Origin of the sequence: Streptomyces sp. NPDC048420 (assembly GCF_040651535.1) — a bacterium.
GTDB lineage: Bacteria > Actinomycetota > Actinomycetes > Streptomycetales > Streptomycetaceae > Streptomyces.
Genome location: NZ_JBEZKG010000025.1, coordinates 81,190 through 97,756, shown reverse-complemented (window position 1 = coordinate 97,756; position 16,567 = coordinate 81,190). Strand labels below are relative to the sequence as shown.

11 protein-coding genes are annotated in these 16,567 nt (G+C 71.6%); 6 read left to right on the top strand and 5 right to left on the bottom strand.

The features are described from left to right. Nucleotides 1-6 precede the first annotated feature (6 nt). Both AB0D34_RS37085 and AB0D34_RS37080 read left to right on the top strand, forming a co-directional pair. The gene (locus AB0D34_RS37085) at nt 7-2,907 is read left to right on the top strand and encodes an SUKH-4 family immunity protein (protein ID WP_362669969.1); all 2,901 of its coding nucleotides are present in this window, start codon (nt 7-9) and stop codon (nt 2,905-2,907) included. Between the two features lie 177 nt (nt 2,908-3,084). After that, nucleotides 3,085-3,975, top strand: coding sequence for a cellulose-binding protein (locus AB0D34_RS37080; protein ID WP_362669967.1), 891 nt, complete (start codon nt 3,085-3,087; stop codon nt 3,973-3,975). Between the two features lie 142 nt (nt 3,976-4,117). On the opposite strand, the gene AB0D34_RS37075 is transcribed toward AB0D34_RS37080, so the two are convergent. Together AB0D34_RS37075 and AB0D34_RS37070 are read right to left on the bottom strand one after the other, a co-directional pair. Then, nucleotides 4,118-5,725, bottom strand: a complete 1,608-nt coding sequence (locus tag AB0D34_RS37075; protein WP_362669966.1) for a cation acetate symporter — start codon at nt 5,723-5,725, stop codon at nt 4,118-4,120. Then, complete coding sequence (locus tag AB0D34_RS37070) at nt 5,722-6,105, bottom strand: DUF485 domain-containing protein (RefSeq protein WP_362669963.1); 384 nt, start codon at nt 6,103-6,105, stop codon at nt 5,722-5,724. Before AB0D34_RS37070 ends, AB0D34_RS37075 begins: the two co-directional genes overlap by 4 nt. A 233-nt stretch (nt 6,106-6,338) precedes the next feature. Between AB0D34_RS37070 and AB0D34_RS37065 the strand changes: the two genes are divergently transcribed. Genes AB0D34_RS37065 through AB0D34_RS37050 form a run of 4 tightly spaced genes read left to right on the top strand, consistent with a single transcriptional unit; the run spans nt 6,339 to nt 13,630 of the window. Next, the gene (locus tag AB0D34_RS37065) at nt 6,339-7,262 is read left to right on the top strand and encodes a TIR domain-containing protein (protein WP_362669961.1); all 924 of its coding nucleotides are present in this window, start codon (nt 6,339-6,341) and stop codon (nt 7,260-7,262) included. 43 nt (nt 7,263-7,305) lie between these two features. Beyond that, nucleotides 7,306-8,880, top strand: a complete 1,575-nt coding sequence (locus AB0D34_RS37060) for a hypothetical protein (protein WP_362669958.1) — start codon at nt 7,306-7,308, stop codon at nt 8,878-8,880. Continuing rightward, on the top strand, nt 8,877-9,926 hold the full coding sequence (locus AB0D34_RS37055) for a MoxR family ATPase (RefSeq protein ID WP_362669956.1): 1,050 nt from the start codon (nt 8,877-8,879) through the stop codon (nt 9,924-9,926). The genes AB0D34_RS37060 and AB0D34_RS37055 overlap by 4 nt, the downstream gene beginning before the upstream one ends. Before the next feature lie 38 nt (nt 9,927-9,964). After that, nucleotides 9,965-13,630 carry a TIR-like protein FxsC gene (locus tag AB0D34_RS37050; RefSeq protein WP_362669954.1) on the top strand — a complete coding sequence of 1,222 codons (3,666 nt, stop codon included), beginning with the start codon at nt 9,965-9,967 and terminating at the stop codon, nt 13,628-13,630. On the opposite strand, the gene AB0D34_RS37045 is transcribed toward AB0D34_RS37050, so the two are convergent. The 3 genes from AB0D34_RS37045 to AB0D34_RS37035 form a co-directional block, all read right to left on the bottom strand. Further along, complete coding sequence (locus AB0D34_RS37045; RefSeq protein ID WP_362669952.1) at nt 13,621-13,836, bottom strand: DUF397 domain-containing protein; 216 nt, start codon at nt 13,834-13,836, stop codon at nt 13,621-13,623. The genes AB0D34_RS37050 and AB0D34_RS37045 overlap by 10 nt on opposite strands. Beyond that, nucleotides 13,808-14,647, bottom strand: coding sequence for a helix-turn-helix transcriptional regulator (locus tag AB0D34_RS37040; protein ID WP_362669950.1), 840 nt, complete (start codon nt 14,645-14,647; stop codon nt 13,808-13,810). The genes AB0D34_RS37045 and AB0D34_RS37040 overlap by 29 nt, the downstream gene beginning before the upstream one ends. A 297-nt stretch (nt 14,648-14,944) precedes the next feature. Then, on the bottom strand, nt 14,945-16,444 hold the full coding sequence (locus AB0D34_RS37035; RefSeq protein ID WP_362669948.1) for an MFS transporter: 1,500 nt from the start codon (nt 16,442-16,444) through the stop codon (nt 14,945-14,947). Nucleotides 16,445-16,567: the final 123 nt, after the last annotated feature.

The following is a 16,567-nucleotide window of genomic DNA, read 5'->3' as shown; positions in this document are numbered from 1 at the left end:
TGACCGATGGTGACGTTCGCGCAGGCGCAGGAGCGCGCGGAAGAGTGGATCAACGGGGACGTGCCGTCGTACCAGCACCGTGAGGTGCGGGTGCGGGAGTTCGACCTCGGGTTCGTGGTGTGGGCGGAGGACCGTGCGGACGGTCCGCGTTCGGACGGCGGCGCCCAGCGGCTGGTCATCGCCCGGGACAGCGGGGAGGCCACGCTGTGGCCCTCGCTGCCGGTGGGGGAGGTGATCCGCCGGTACGAGGAGGAGTACGGGCGTGAGGGCGGGGTCGAGGACGTGGGGGCGGGTGGTGCGGCGGCCTCCCGGGTCGACCTCAACCAGACGTCGTTCCTTCTGACGCCGCCGGAGTGGTTGCAGGACGCGGCGGACAAGTTGGGGATCGGGGACCGGCGGGGCGAGGACGAAGCTGCTCAGGACGGTGCCGGTGCCACGGCTGAGGGGGACGGTGGGCCTGAGGTGCCCGCCGGGGCCAGGCCCTGGACGGGGACTGACACCAACGGGGGCGAGGACCTCTCTGTGGCGTTGCCGGAGACGGTGTTCTCGCCGCCGCCGCCGCCTTCGCCTGAGGCCGACCGGGCGTCGTACGGGTATCCGCAGGGTCCGGGTGGTTCGGATGCGGGGGTTTCTCCGTCTGGGCCGGGGGCGTCTTCGTACGGGTATCCGCAGGCCGAGGGTGGGCAGCGGGCGTCTTCGTACGGGTATCCGCAGGCCGAGGGTGGGCAGCGGGCGTCTTCGTACGGGTATCCGCAGGGGCCCGGCGGTGATCCTGGGGCGGCTCGGCCGCCGGGGGTGCCTGGCGCTCCCGGGCCTGCGCCGAGTGCCGAGGACATCGCCGATGTCGCCACCAGCAAGCTGGCGCCTCCGTCGAGGGGTGCGCAGGGCGGGGGTTCGGCCCCACCGCCTCCACCGAGTGCGCCCGGTGTGCAGCCGGGGAGTCCGCCTCCGCCGCCCGCGCCCGGGGGCGGGTATGTGCCCACCCAGTTCGTGTCGGCGCCGGGTGTGGAGGGGCCGTCGGGGGCACCGCAGCCTCCCGGGGCGCCGCCGGTTTACGGAGGTGCTCCTACTCCTCCTCCGCCCGGAGCGGCGGGGGGTCATGGCACCCCGGGCACCCCGGGCGCCACGGGGACCCCGGGTATGCCGAATCCGCCCGGCGCACCGGGATTTCCGAACGCTCCGGGTGCGGGGGCTGTGCCTGGCGTAGGTCAGCCGCCTGGTGGTCCTGGCCCTGGTGCACCGCAGGGGACGGGTGCGCCGGGTTATCCGGGGGCCCCTTCGGCTTCCGGTGGTGCGCCGCAGCCTCCTGGCGCCCCCGGTGTTCCGGGCGCCGCGAGTGGGGCTGTGCATCACGCGGAGACCGTGCTGTCCACGCCCCCGGTGGGCGGTCCCGGTGTACCTCCGCCGCCGCAGCCCCCCGGTGTGCCCGGCGCTTCCGGCGCCCTGGGGGGACCGGGCGCATCCGGGACTCCCGGCGGTTCCGGCGGTCCCGGCGGTCCCGGCGGTCCCGGTGTACCTCCGCCGCCGCAGCCCCCCGGTGTGCCCGGCGCTTCCGGCGCCCCGGGGGGACCGGGCGCATCCGGAACTCCCGACGGTTCCGGTGGTCCCGGCGGTCTCAGCGGTCCCGGCGGTCCCGGTGTACCTCCGCCGCCGCAGCCCCCCGGCGTGCCCGGCGCTCCCAGCGGACCAGGCGCTGGCGTTCCTGGCGGTCCAGGCGTGCCGGGCGCATCCGGTGTTCCGGGCGCCCCCGCGGCGGCTCCGGGTGCTCCCCAGTCGATGCCCCCGGGCACGATGCCGCCCCCGCCCCCGCCGCCGGGTGCCGTTCCGTCCCCGGGGCCTGTGCCTCCGCCCGGGCACGCCATGCCTGCGCCGCCCGCGCCCGGGCAACCGGCCCCCAGCCAACCGTCGGCCTACGGCTTCCCCCACCAGTCGCAGCCCACCGTCGGCCCCGGCTACCAGGCCGTCCTCCGCTACCGTGCGCAGGACGGGTCCGAGCAGCAGCTGATCCGGCGTTCCGCGCCGGGGACCCCGCACCCGGAGTGGCAGATCTTCCACGAGCTGCGGGGCATGAACGTGCCGCCGGACCAGGTCCTGGAGCTGCACACCGAGTTGGAGTCGTGCGAGCTGCCGGGTGCGTACTGTGCGCGGATGATCCGGGAGCAGTGGCCGCAGGCGCGGATCGCGAGCATCGCACCGTACGGCACGGATCACGCGAGCCGGCAGCAGGGCATGCAGCAACTGCTCGCGCACCAGGGCGAGTTGCACCAGGTGGCCGACGGACCGGCCCGCCCGGCACCCGCACGCACCCCCTTGCCACCGGTGCAGGCCGCGCCGCCGATCCCGCCGGAGGGCGTGGCGCAGGAGCTGGCCGGGGCGTTCGGTCCGGGTGTCTTCCGGTTCGAGCAGGCCGCGGTGTCCCGGCAGGGCGTACCGCCGGTCGTCGCGCACTCGCTGGTCGTCGCGGGGCTGCCGTTGGACATGGGCCCGTTCTTCTGGGCGCAGGCCCAGCAGGGGCGGCCGGTGCCCACGCTGGCGGAGCTGGCGGCCGAGCGCGGGGTGCAGCCGGCCGCGGACGCGGGCTCGTACCTCGTCATGGGCAGCGACTTCGGCAAGGCGCTGTGCGTGCAGTACGGGACGGCGAACATCGTCGCCGTGCCCGTGGAGGCGGGCCCGGGCGGGACCCCCGTACCACCGCAGTTCGTGAACACGGGGCTGCCCGAGTTCCAGCGCTGCCTGGCGCTGCTCGGCCGGATGTGGCGGCTGCGCTTCGGCCTGAACCAGGAGCAGGCGGGCCGTTGGACCGTCGACTTCCAGGCCCAGCTGGCCTCGCTCGACCCGGCGGCCCTGGGTTCGCCGGAGAGCTGGTGGTCGGTGCTGCTTGAGCAGATGTGGGACGGGCTGCTGTGACGCCCCGCCGCTGATCCACGCGCGCGTGGAGGGCCGGACCAGGTACATGTGACCGGGTCCGGCCCTTTTCGTGGGCGGAGTGTCGCGTTATGAACATTTCCCTCCGATACATCAAGATGTGCGCGAAATCATCATTTCGTGTCCGTTCGTGTTGTTTCGGCGGAGAGGGGTTCCAGGATGAGCAGCGCACCGGTGTCGCACCAGGGGTTCGTGGCCGTACGGGGGCGCGGCTACCGCCCCGAACAGGTGGACGCGTTCGCCGCCGCCCTGTCCCGGGACCGCGACGCCGCCTGGGAACGAGCCGCCCGGCTCACCGTGCTCGCCAAGGAGATGGAGGCGGAGGCGGTACGGATGCGGGAGGTGGTGGCGGCGCTGGCTCCGCAGACGTACGAGTCGCTCGGCGAGCGCGCGCGGCGGCTCTTCGAGCTGGGCCAGGAGGAGGCCGCGGCTGTCCAGGAGGGGGCCCGGCAGGAGGCGCGTCACCTTGTCGACGAGGCACGGGCGTACGGGGACGGCGTACGGGATGCCGCACAGGCGCACGCCGACGCCGTACGCGCCGAGGCCGACGACCGCGCCCGCCACCGGCTGCTCGCGGCACGCGCCGAGGCCGACGAGATCCGTGTCACCGCCCGGCGTGAGGTGAAGGAGGGGCGCGGAGAGGCGCTCGCCGCGTTGCGCGAAGTACGGCAGCGCACCATCGGGATGCTCGCCGAGCAGGCCAAGGAGCATGCGGAGCTGTGGGCGGAGCTGGAGCGCGCGGAGGAGAGACGTGCCGCCGAGGTGGATGCGTGGGGCGCCGAACGGATGGCCCGGGCGCAGGCGGCGCTGTCGGACGCGAAGCGGGGCTTCGCGGAGGCGGAGGCCTCAGTGGTGCGACACGAGGAGGAGGCACACGCGCGTGCCGCGGAGATCCTCGCGGAGGCGCGGGTACGGGAGGAGCGGATTGCCCGGGAGACGGAACGGGTGCTGCGCGAGCACGGCGAGCGCTGGGACGACGTACAGGCACAGATGGACCATGTGCGCAGCAGCTTGACGGCGCTTACGGGGCGGGCGGCGCCGTTGGAGTGACGGGGTGTCAGGTGCTGGGCGGCATATCGGCCGACGGCGGCCGCAACCCACCCAGGGGCGCGGGGCTGTATCGATATGCGGCTCCGCCGCGTGGGCGCGACCAGCCCCCACCGGCGCGCACCCAACACACAACCTCCCCGCCTCACCCCCTCCGCACCGCCCCCGCCAGAATCCACCCCTCCACCGCCTCGTACTGCCGCCGCTGCTCCTCCGCCTTCCGCCGCCCGGACACCACCGTCCCCAGCCACCCGAACAGGAACCCGGCAGGCACCGAAACCACCGCCGTGGTCGTGAACGGCAACCAGTTGAAGTCGGCCTCGGGGAACGCGGACACGGGGGACCCCGACACGAGATTCGTCGCCGGCATCAGCGTGATCACCGTCAGCGTGCCGCCGATCAGTGTGCACAGCAGTCCCGTTCGCGTGTAGCGCCGCCAGAACAGGCTGTACACGAGCGCCGGCGCCAGCGCGGACGCACCGACGCAGAACGACAGGATCACCAGCGGCTGCAGACTGCGGTGCTGGATCAGCGTCGCGAGGAAGATCGTGGGGACGCTGACCGCCAGTGCCGAGACCCGGGCCAGCAGGATCTCCCGGCGCGGTGACATCGGCTGCGCCCGCGCCGCGAACACGTCGTGCGCGAGGGAGTTGGCGCAGGCGAGGATCATGCCCGCGACGGAGGCGAGGAGGGTGAGGAAGAGCGCCGTGGTGACGGTGGTGAACAGAAGCGTCTCGCCGGTCGACACCTCCGGCCCGAACGCCGCCCGCGACCCCAGCAGATACGCCGTGTTGCCCTGCGGGTCCGCCGCCGCGATCACCGCCCGCCCGACCATGGCGGTGGCCCCGGCCCCGACGACCGTGATGACGAGGACGAACACCGCCACCGCGGACACCGCCCAGGACATCGAACGCCGCACCTGGCGGGCGCTGTTGGCGGTGTACATGCGCATGGTGACATGCGGCAGACACGCCCCGCCGATGACGACGGCGAGCTGAGAGGTGATCATGTCGACGCGCGGATACGGCCCGCCCGCGAACTCCAGCCCGGACCGGAGGAACTCCGGCCCCACCCCGCTTCCCTGGGCCGCCGCGTCGAACAGCGCGGCCGGGTTCCAGGAGTACCGGTTCAGGACCAGTACGGCGACCAGGGCGCCCGAGCCGAGCAGCATGACCATCTTCAGGATCTGGATGAGGGCGGTGCCCTTCATGCCGCCGATGGCCGCGTAGCTGATCATCAGGATTCCCAGGCCGATGATGAAGCCCGTCTTCAGTGAGTCACCGGAGAACCCCAGGATGAACGCCAGCAGTTGGCCGGTCCCCGCGAGCTGCACCAGCATCAGCGGCAGCAGCGCGGCGAGGGTGACCAGGCACGCGGCGATGCGTACCGCGCGTCCCGGCATCCGGCGTGCGAGCGCGTCGCCCATGGTGAACCGGCCCGCGTTGCGCAGGGGTTCGGCCAGCAGGAACATCAGCAGCATCAGCGACAGGGCGGTGCTCAGGGCGAGGACGATGCCGTCGTAGCCGTAAAGAGCGATGACCCCGCCGGTGCCGAGGACGGTCGCGGCGGAGATGTAGTCGCCCGCGATCGCGAGGCCGTTGCGCATGGCGGACAGGGAGCTGTAGCCGGTGTAGAACTCGTCGAGGTCGTCGCCGTCCGGGCCGGTCATCACGCACAGCAGGAGGGTGAGGGTGGCGACGGCGGAGAACGCCACCAGGCTCATCGCCTGCGCGGAGTCGCTGAAGCCGGTCACCGGGCGCCCGCCCCTCGCCTGGCGTCCACCTCGGACTCCTTGCGGATGCGGTCCGCGAGCGGGTCGACGTAGCGGCGCGCGGTGTGCTCGTACACCGCGATCGCCAGCCCGGTGACGGGGAGTTGGAGCAGGGCGAGGAGCAGCCCGGTGGGCAGTCCGTCGGTGACGCTGCTCGCCATGAAGGACGGGGCGTACGCGGACAGCACCAGGAAGAGCGTGAAGTACCCGAGCGCGGTGAACGTGGCGGTGCGCCGCTGCCGGCGATACGCGCCGCGCAGCACCCGCAGATCGCTGTGGTGCCCGATCGGGGACCGGTGACGCGGGGCTCGCCTGACCGGTTCGACCGGTTCGGGCGGCTGCCAGGGGTAGGTGGGCGACATCCCGGTGCTCCTTGGACGGGTGAGCGGAGCCCCGTACGTTACTCACCGGTTCGGAGTTGTACACCCCTTTCACCAAACTGATCGGTCGGTATGCGCTTACTTATCCGACCTGCGGTGTTACCCGCGTTAACGCAGACTTTTGGTCTGTGCCGTCAAACAGGGAGCCCGGTAGCCGTTGTTGAGTCATCATGAACTCACTCTCTGTGGTGCGCGGTGAGCAAGGGGGAGGCCACATGAGTGAGACGTCGTCTGCGCGGGTGTTCATCTCGTACGCCCATGACGATCAGAAACACGTGGACCGGGTCCGGGACTTCTGGCGCTTCCTGCGGTCCTGCGGAATCGACGCCGAACTGGATCTGCCCGCCAATGAACGGCGTCAGGACTGGTCCCTGTGGATGCTGCGCGGCATCCGTGACAGTCGTTACGCCCTCGTCGTCGCCTCGCCCCAGTACAAGCGGCGCGCAGAGGGCGACGCGGCGGCGGGCGAGGGCATGGGCGTGCAGTGGGAGGCCGGCCTGCTGCGAAGACTCGTCTACGAGGATCCGGCCGGGGCCCTGGGCCGGATCGTTCCCGTCGTCCTGCCCTACGGATCCGCTACCGACCTGCCCGACTGGCTGGGCGGCGCCACCACCACTTACTACCGGGTCGAGGACTTCACCGTTCCCGGCGCGGAGCCGCTGCTGCGGCTGTTGACCGGGCAGCCGTACGAAACTGTGCCGGAGTTGGGGCCGGTGCCCATGCTGGCACCCCGAGAAGAAGCCGCCCGGCAGCCCCTGGAGCTGCCCGCCCCGGTCACGGAGCCCGCTCCGGTCCCGTCCCCGCAACCGCCCCGTGCCACCTTCACGTTCCCTGACCAAAGGGCCCTCGTCGACGCCCTCATGGCCTGTACCGGCATCCACACGCTTGCCGTCCGTAACGAACTGGTGCTGATGATGGGGGAGCACCTCGGCCTGGGCCACGCGTTCCCCGCCCCCGAAAGCCCCGACACCCGCACGCATCTGCGGTCTCTCGTCCGCGCCGTCAGCCGCACCCTGACCCGCGACGCGGCCTTGAAGGCCCTGTTCGTGGCACTTGAGGAGATCGCCCCGGACGATGTGGGCACAGCCGGCGTGCGGGCGGTGCTGGTCGGCGCCGGGCTGGACCTCGGGGAGGAGTGAAGTGGGCCGCCGACGCCCGTGGTCGCGCCGGGCAGGTGCTTGGATGCCCGGTCACTCGTGGCGGGACGACCGACTGTTGGCGGCCATCCTGGCCGACATCCCGGGACTCCAGACGCGCCAGAGCCGTCTGGACCTCGTCTACGACGTCGGACCCAAGCTGAGGGACGTCGTACGGGAGCACGGCCGGCCCCGTGACCATCTCAGGGAGGTCGTCCGCACCAGCCGCCGCACCAGGACCCTGCCCGAGCTGCGGGACGTGCTGCTGGAGGCCGAGCCGCAGGATGTCGGCGCCCACTGGTTCGCGCTCGCGGTCACCGTCCTCACCGCTTCCGGCCCGCTGCCCGCCGGGTACATGCTCCATCTCATTCACGAACTGAGGGAATTACCACCGGAGTTCGGCATGAGCACCGTCGATCGGTACAAGGCCGAGCGGCGCAGAGCGGGCCGCCCGCTGGACGCCGACGGTCTCCCCGTCGCACTGTCGGGGCTTTACGACGCCCAGGAGGACCCCGCCGAACCCGGCGGCCCCCTGACCCGGATGACGCACTTCCTCGGACTGCTCGCGGAGGAGGCGCGGGCCCATGAACAGGGCGAACGCTTGGCCGGGTTGCTCGCTCGTGTCCCGGGCCGGCGTGGCGCCGCCGCCGGTCCTTCCCCCGGGGAGGCGCTCCCGGAGCCGGAGGGCCGCGAGTGCCAGGTCATCATCCAGATACGGGTTCAGGAGGCGGGCCCGCCGGTCGAGGCGCACATGCCGTTCACACGGCGCAGCTACTTCCTCCGCGGCTTCCGCTACGACCGCACGGGCGCCGACGAGCCGCGGTTCCACCGAGCCACGGACCCCACCGAGGTCTTTCCGGGAGCCGAACTGGACCTTCGAGGACGGGAGTTCCTGCTCACCTGGCACCAACAGGCGGGTTCCGGCGCGGGCGGTGTCACGCGCTACGAGTTCCTGCTCCCCGACGAACTGCTCGGCCACCCCGTCGAGCTGTGGCCGGGAGGTCCCGCCGGGGTTCCGCTGAGCCATGGCTGCCAGGTCGTCGTACGGTCCCTGACACGCTACGACGACAGCTCGATCCATCATCAGTGGGCCCGCCGTTGGGACGCGCTCGACCGTGACTGCGAGCCCGGCGACGCGCTGGAGCGCATCGGATGGATGGGCCCCGACACCGTGAACTCCAAGGACACAGGCTGGAGTTGTCCGCCCGGCCGGTACCCGCCGCTGCGGCTGACCGACGCCGCGCAGGTGGAGGACTGGCTGCGCGACCACAAGGATCTGACCTGCCTGGGACTGGGTGCCCCGTACGAACTGCACGACCCCCTCATGCGGGAGGCCGTTCGTGACGCCCTGATGTACGACGGCATCCCCGTCGTCGTCTGGCGGCGTGACGCGGGCGACCCCCGGCTGCTGCTGGACGCACTGCGCCACGGCTGTCCGCCTGCTCTGCTCGCCGAGCTGCCCGAGAGCGTCCGTGGGGCGCGACAACAGCGCCGCCGTGACCCGCTGAGCGTGGGCAGTCACATCAGCCTGCTCTGGGACGACCCGTCATGCGTCTTCAGGAACCAGAACAGCCAGATGCCCGGCACCCGCGGGGCCGGAACCGGTGAAGGAGCAGCATGACCGAGCCGCAGGACTGGTGGGTCTACCGGGGTACCGGCACCCCGCACGAGGGCATCCACCGACTGCCCGAGGCGCCTCCCTGGCGCGCCTTCCGACATGCGGGCGGGATCCCCGGTGATCTCCCCGAACCACCGCCCGCCCCTGACGACGACGCCGTTCAGCGCCACCTGGGCCGACGGGGCCAGGGCGCCGCCTACCAGGCAGGCGAACGCGAGATCCACCTTGTCAATCTCGCCCTCCACCTGCGCCGCCCCCTGCTCCTCACCGGCAAGCCAGGCACGGGTAAGTCCACGCTGGCCTACGCGGTCGCGCACGAACTGGACCTGGGGCCGGTGCTGCGCTGGCCGATCACCAGCAGGTCGACCCTCAAGGACGGGCTGTACGAGTACGACGCCGTGGGCCGCCTCTACGACGCCGGACTGCGCAACGCTGGACTGCGGGGCGACCTCGGCGGCCCGGTAGCCGAACCGCCCGACATCGGCCAGTACATGTGGCTCGGCCCGCTGGGCACCGCACTGCTGCCCTGGCGGCGCCCGCGGGTCCTGCTGATCGACGAGATCGACAAGAGCGACATGGACTTCCCCAACGATCTGCTGAACGTCTTCGAGGAAGGCGAGTTCGTCATCCCCGAACTGGCCCGGCTGGGAAGCGGGGCACAGCGGGTGATGACCGCCGATCGCCGACCGGTCGAGGTCGTCGGAGGCGAAGTGGCCTGCGCGGAGTTCCCGTTCGTGGTGCTGACCAGCAACGAGGAGCGAGAGTTCCCGATGGCCTTCCTGCGCCGCTGCATCCGCCTGGAGATCGGCACCCCGGACCCGAAGCGACTGGCCGGCATGGTCGCGGCCCATCTCGGCGGGACGGACACCGCGGTCGGGCCGCGGTCCGAGCTGATCGCCGAATTCCTCACCCGGCAGCGGGAGATGGGAGCGCTGGCCAACGACCAACTGCTCAACGCGCTCCTGATGGCGGAGCGTGGGCTGTGGGACGGGGAGACGGGGCGGGAGCTGGTGCGGGACCACCTGCTGCGGCCATTGGACCGGGGGTGATGGGGCGGTGGCGGGGGCCTTGGGCGTCCGCCGGGTACGTGAGGGCGCGAGGCTCCTCAGACGCTTCGCCGGCCGGGCCGCACCCGGGTCCACGGTCGACCGTCCCGGACGCCGTCCTGCGCGAGGAACTCGCCCGGCTGCTGAACCCGGACGGCCGCCCGGACGCGGGCGACGCCCTCGACGTCCTGTGGATCGCCCGGCTCAGCGGTCTAGGCCCCCTGGACTGGGCCCGGATCGGTGACGGCACCGACCCGACGACCGGCGCGCAGGGCTCTGGTCCGCTGCCGGCTCCCCCGCCCGTGCCCCACCCCACTCACGACACCGGTCCGCGGCCCCCCTCGGCCCGCCTGCACCTGCCCGGAGGCACCGGCACGGCACCGCCGCGTCCCGGCGGCGCGCACGCCGTCCGCGTGACCCAGCCGCACGCCCTCCCCGACGCCCTGCCCCTGGCCCGCGCCCTGCGCCCGCTGCGCCAGACGGTCTCCTCCGCTCGTACCCGGGTCCTCGACGTGGAGGCCACGGCCGCCACCTCAGGCGACACCGGGCTACTCCTTCCGGTCCTGCGCCCGGCGAGCGAACTCCGTTTCTCCGTCGACCTGTTGATCGACACGGGTACGACGATGGGGGTCTGGCACCGACTCGCGGACGAACTGGGTACCCTCCTCACCCGGCACGGCGCCTTCGCCGACGTACGTGCCTGGGCGCTGCACACGGACAAGCCGGAGCCGCGCCTGTCGCCCTTCCGGCGAGGTACGCGGGCCGTGTCACCGACGCGCCGCTGGCGCGAAGTCCTGGCCGACCCCACCGGCCGCAGGGCCGTCCTGGTCCTGACGGACGGGGTGAGCCCGGCCTGGTACGGCACCGAACTGCCCGGAACTCTCGCCGAATGGTCCCGGGAGCGCCCCGTGGCCGCGCTCCAAGTGCTGCCCAGCCGTCTGTGGCATCGGACCGCCCTGCGTACCTCGGCGGTCCGGGCCCGCGGTACGGAAGTGGCCCGCGCGACGATCGAGGTCAGTTCCTCCGGACCCCTGCCGGGCATCGCCCGAGGGCGCGCGGGAGCGGCCGACCGGGCCCGGATCAGCTGGCTGCCGGTGCTGGAGCTCTCCGGCCCCTGGCTCGATCCGTGGGCACGCCTGGTCGCGGGCCGGGCCACGGACTGGACCCCGCTGCTGGCTAACCCGCTCACCGTGGCCGACCGTCCCGGCCCGGCGGTCGACCAGCAGGACGACCGGACCACCCCGGCCGCGTGGATCGAGCGCTTCGAGGAGGGCTACTCCCCGGAAGCCTTCCGCCTTCTGCGCCTCCTCGCGGCGGCCCCGCTCAGCCTGCCCGTGATGCGGCTGGTCCAGCAGACGATGCTGCCGTCGTCGACCCCCATGCACCTGGCAGAGATCTTCCTCTCCGGCCTCCTGGTCCGCCGCTCACCGGCCCGCCCGGGAGAGGATCCGGACACGGTCCTGTACGACTTCCGGGACGGTGTCCGCGAGGCGCTGCTGGACCGCCTGACGCGCACGGAGTCGCTGCGGGTGCTTCGGGAGGTGATGGCGGGCGTCAGCGAACGGGTGTCCCGGACGCTGGGTGGAGTGACGGACTTCGCGGCGCTGTTGACGGCCGCCGGGGCGGAGGGCGGCCTGGACGGTGTCGAACTGCCTGCGGAGAGCCGGGCGTTCGCGGAGGTGGCGTTGGCGGTGATCGGCGGGGCGGGCGGTGACTACGCGGCGTTGGCGGCGCGGCTGGGCGTTGGTGGCGCGGGCCAGGTGCTGGTGCCGGATCAGGACGACGCCGAGGAGGTCGAGGCGGGGTGGCGGAGCCGTCGAGGGTGGTCGCTTCCATGGCGGCGACGGCGTGACGTCGGCTCTGACGGGGACGAGGGTTCTGACGGGGACGTCGGCTCTGACGGGGACGAGGGCTCTTCGGCGGGGGCGTCGAACAAGGTCCCCCCGCTTCCGGATCACTACGTCCCGCGGTCGGAGACCGGTCGTGTCCTGGAGGTACTGCGCAGGGGCAGCCGCTCGCGCGGAAGCGGTTCCAGGGGTCCGAGCATCGTCGTGCTGACGGGGCATCCCGGCGCCGGGAAGACCACGCTGGCCATCGCCTGCGCACGGGAACTGGCCATGGACTTCACAACCGTCCGATGGGTCAGAGGGCACAGCCGCGAGGTCCTGGAGGAGGATCTCGTCAGATACGCCCGCGACCTGGGCGTCATCCGCCACGGCGAGGTGGTCGACGTGGACTCTCTCATGGCGGACGTCTACGCCCACTTCGCGAGCGATCCCGACCTGCTGCTGGTCCTCGATGGAGCAACGGCGGAAGTTCTCGCTTTCGTGGATCGGCTGCCGCTGGTGGCGGATGCGTACGGCAGCATGCTGGTGACCTGCTCCGTGCGCGCGGAGAGGGTGGTCATGCCTCACGAGCACCTTGAGCTGGACGACTTCACCTGGGACGAGGCAGTGCGGTACGTCCGGCTTTCGCTCGGTCCCCGGGGGCGGTTCTGGGAAAAGGACTCCGAGCCGGCCGAGTTGGTCGAGGTGACGGGAACGAACCCGGGTGCGCTTGCGCATGCCGTGTCAGTGATCAAGACGAAGGACATGTCGGTCCGCTTCAGGATCATGCGGACGCTGGCGAGCAGTGAGGGGATCAGACGGATTGAACCGTCGCTCGTGTGGATCACCCGAGACGGCCGGTTCATCGGAACCGGGGTCGTCGTGGGAACCAACACGGTCGTGACCGGCGTCGTCGACCCGGCCCCGGGGGTACTGCGCGTTCATCGACTCCTCGGTCGAGGTCTTGACGTGACTCGGGTGCAGGAATTCGGTCCGGCGGGGCTGGCCCTGCTGAGTCTTTCTGAAGAACTGTCCCGGGAAGCGGTGGCTGTCGTGGCCGACGACAGCCGGCCCTTCGCCGCGCTCTGGTTCCGGAACGCGGGAGCCTTGGGAACACCGGGCCTCCAGCTCCGATCCGTCTCACGGGAGCTGAACGACGTCGTTCCGGGAGCGGTGCTGATCGACGAGGACGGACGGCTCTGCGCCCTTGTGCGGGAGACTCCCACCGGCATGAAGGCGTGGCGGATCCATCCTGCGCCGGGTTTCACGCAACCGGGTCCCACGCCGCCGGTCTTCTATCTGAGTTATGCCCGTAGGCCGTCCGTCGGATCCCGCCAGCGCGACCTGGAGTCGCGGTTCTTCAGGGACCTGAGCAGGAGCGTCTCGGAGATCACCGGTTCTGAACCATCGACCACGGGCTTCAACGACAGGGCGATTCCCCCGGGGGCGAGTTGGGAGGAGGAGCTGAGGCGGGCACTGGCCGAGGCCCAGGTGCTCGTCCCCCTCTATTCGCCCAGCTACTTCAAGAGCGAATGGTGCGGCAGGGAATTCGACGCTTTCCACCGGCGAATGGAGTGGGGCGCCTCCCTCGACGGTCGGGCGGTGTCGGCCATCGTGCCCGTGATCTGGCTCCCCACGGATGAGGAACAACTGCCGTTGGCGGCACGGAGCATCCAGTACTCGTCGGCGTCCCTCAGCCGGAGGTACATCCAGGAGGGACTGAGCGGCCTGTTGGAAACCGGCGACCGTCGTGAGTACGAGGACGTGGTCCAGCGAATCGCCGAGACCGTTGTGGGAGTGGCCCGACAGGCCCGGCTGAGGCCCTGCGACCCCAGCGACTTGGCGGACCTGCGCAACGCCTTCGACGACGATCAGCTGTGACGCACGTCGGCGACGAACGCGGACCAGGCGGGAGCGGAGAAGACGATCGCCGGGCCCGTGGGGAGCTTGCTGTCGCGGACGGGGACGAACGGGTGGGCGGTGTCGGTCACTTCGAGGCAGTCGCCGCTGCTTCCGCCGCTGTAGCTGGACTTTCGCCACGAGATCAGGGCAGAGGCGTCAGGGATGCTGTGCTCGTTGCGCTTCATGCTCGTAATCCTCTGCGACCGACCTGATCAATACCAGGGACTTACGGTGCGACAAGGCGTCGCCCAGCGCATGATCGTAGGACACCTGGCACTCCCGGACCACGGACGGGAGTTCCAGGATCCGGCCGGACTTGAGGCCTTCCGCGTAGGCGATGGGCGGCAGGTCCTCGAACCACATCAGCGAGACGAAGCCTTCCATGAGGGCGTGGTAGCCGACGGAGAAGGGCAGCACATGGACCCGGATGCGGTTGCCCTCGCCCAGGGTCGCGATGTGCCGGAGCTGCTCGCACATCACCTCTGGACCGCCGATCGGTCGCCGTAGCACCGCCTCGTCGAGCAGGATCCACACCTTCGGTGAGTGGAAGTCGTCGAGGATGCTGGCGCGTTCGAGGCGCGTGACGAGGAGCTCGTCACGTTCGTCGGCGCTCTTGGGCGAGGCGCCCGAACTGAGCACCTCGCGCGCGTAGGCCGGAGTCTGAAGGATGCCGGGCACCAACTTGGGGGCGTACTCCCGGATCTCCGTCGCCCTCCCCTCGAACTCCAGCGCCTCCGCGAAGTGTTCCGCCACCTTCCTGCCGTCCAGGGCAGGCAGGAAGTTCTCGAAGAAGCCGCCCGTCTCCAGCACCTGATCCAGCCGCCGCGCGTCCTCCACGTCCGGCCTCCGCCGCCCCGCCTCGATGTGCGCGATGTGCGTGCGCGACATCACGGCACGCACGCTCAGCTCCTCCTGCGTGAGTCCGGCCGCCTCCCGGCGTCGTTTCAGCTCGGCGCCGTACTGCTGCCTCGTCAGCGGATTGTCCTCGATCGCCACCGATCAACTCCCCCTCGTGCGGACCCCATTGTCACGCTCGGCTACCTTCCGAGCGTACCCAGCGTCGCGTCACTCTGTGCATGCATCAGTACAGAAAGTGAAAGGCGATGGTGTGGACCTCACGAAAGAGCAGGAAGAGGGCATGGCGGGGGCCCAGATCACCCTCCAGGTCTCGCGGGACGGGGGTCGCACCTGGGGACCCACCGTGACGTATCAGCCGTCCAGGAGGGACGCTCCGATCGATCTGGCCGGCCGTTTCCCGCCGTGCCGGTGTCCGAGGTGCACGCGCGCGTAGGCTCACCGCTCCTCGATCACCGGAAACCTCCGTGGCGCCAGCAGCAACAGCGCCACGAACGCCAGGGCCGCCGCGCACCCCGCCCCCACGTACACCATGTGCACCGCGTCCGCGATCGCCGCGCGGGTCGCCTCCGGGGCCGTACCGGCGTCCAACGCGCGCGTGACGGAGTCGAGGTCGCTCGCGCCGCCCAGGCGGTCCGCCAGCACGCTGTTGGCGACCGCACCGAAGACCGCCGCGCCGACCGTCTGGCCGGTCTGGCGGCAGAAGAGGACGGACGCGGTCGTCGTGCCGCGTTCCGTCCAGCCGACCGTCGACTGGACCCCGACGATCAGGGGGAGTTGGAACAGGCCCAGCGCGGCGCCCAGGAGCAGCATCAGGAGGGTCGGCTGCCAGGCCGCGCCCGGGTAGGGCAGGAAGGGGAACGCGAAGAGGATCACGGCCGCCGCGCCGATGCCCAGCATCGCCGTGTTGCGGAAGCCGATGCGCCGGTACACGTGCTGGCTGAGCGCCGCGGAGACCGGCCAGCTCAACGTCCATACGGACAGCACGAATCCGGCGGCGACCGGGGTGAGACCGAGCACGGACTGGGCGTACGTCGGCAGGAAGACCGTGGGGGCGACCATGAGCAGGCCCAGCGCGCCGAGCGCCAGGTTCACCGCGGCGATCGTGCGGCGGCGCCACACCCAGCCGGGGATGATCGGCTCGGCCGCCCGGCGTTCGACCAGGACCACGGCGGCCACCAAAGCAAGTCCCGTGCCGAACAGGGCCAGTGACGGCCACGACAGCCACGCCCACGCCACCCCGCCCTGCACGAGCGCCGTCAACAGCACGCCCCCGCAGGCGAACACCGCGAGCGCGCCCGCCCAGTCGACACGCGCGCGCGTGGAGCGCGCTTCCCGGACCGGCTCGTGCAGGTGGCGGGCGACCAGCCACAGCGCGGCCGCGCCGATCGGCAGGTTGACCAGGAAGATCCACCGCCAGTCCGCGTACGCGGCCAGAACCCCGCCGATCCCCGGGCCCGCGACCGCCGCCACCGCCCACACCGTGGACAGCTTGGCCTGGATCCTCGGGCGCTCCTCCAGCGGGTACAGGTCGGCGGCGAGCGTCTGGACCGTGCCCTGAAGCGCGCCGCCGCCGAGGCCCTGCACGATCCGGAACGCGATCAGCGCGCCCATGTTCCAGGCCACCGCGCACAGCAGGGAGCCGAGCAGGAACAGCGCCGAGCCCGCGATCAGCACCGGCTTGCGCCCGAAGGTGTCGGAGAGCTTGCCGTACAGGGGCAGCGTCACCGTCACGGCCAGCAGATAGCCGGAGAACAGCCAGGAGAAGACCGAGAAGCCGCCCAGGTCGCCGACGATCTGCGGGACCGCCGTGGAGACGATGGTGGCGTCCAGGGCCGCCAGTGCCATCGCGAGCATCAGGGCCGCTACGACAGCCCCGCGCCGGTTCGTGGAGACGCGCCGCCCGGACTCCCGTATCGCCGGCTTGGTGTCGTCCACGCGATTCCTTCCCCCTGCATCTATCTGCCGGCGACCACTCTCCCACTTGACCCTCACGCGGCGGCAGGGTGCAGCCTCTGTGGACCGGAGGGTGGAGCCGACCCCTAGATCGCCTCCACCTGC

Bases quoted from the DNA above. Each gene is read 5' to 3' on its own strand.
- AB0D34_RS37085 (WP_362669969.1), top strand. From the start codon at position 7: ATGGTGACGTTCGCGCAGGCGCAGGAGCGCGCGGAAGAGTGGATCAAC.
- AB0D34_RS37080 (WP_362669967.1), top strand. From the start codon at position 3,085: ATGAGCAGCGCACCGGTGTCGCACCAGGGGTTCGTGGCCGTACGGGGG.
- AB0D34_RS37070 (WP_362669963.1), bottom strand. From the start codon at position 6,105: ATGTCGCCCACCTACCCCTGGCAGCCGCCCGAACCGGTCGAACCGGTC.
- AB0D34_RS37065 (WP_362669961.1), top strand. From the start codon at position 6,339: ATGAGTGAGACGTCGTCTGCGCGGGTGTTCATCTCGTACGCCCATGAC.
- AB0D34_RS37060 (WP_362669958.1), top strand. From the start codon at position 7,306: ATGCCCGGTCACTCGTGGCGGGACGACCGACTGTTGGCGGCCATCCTG.
- AB0D34_RS37055 (WP_362669956.1), top strand. From the start codon at position 8,877: ATGACCGAGCCGCAGGACTGGTGGGTCTACCGGGGTACCGGCACCCCG.
- AB0D34_RS37045 (WP_362669952.1), bottom strand. From the start codon at position 13,836: ATGAAGCGCAACGAGCACAGCATCCCTGACGCCTCTGCCCTGATCTCG.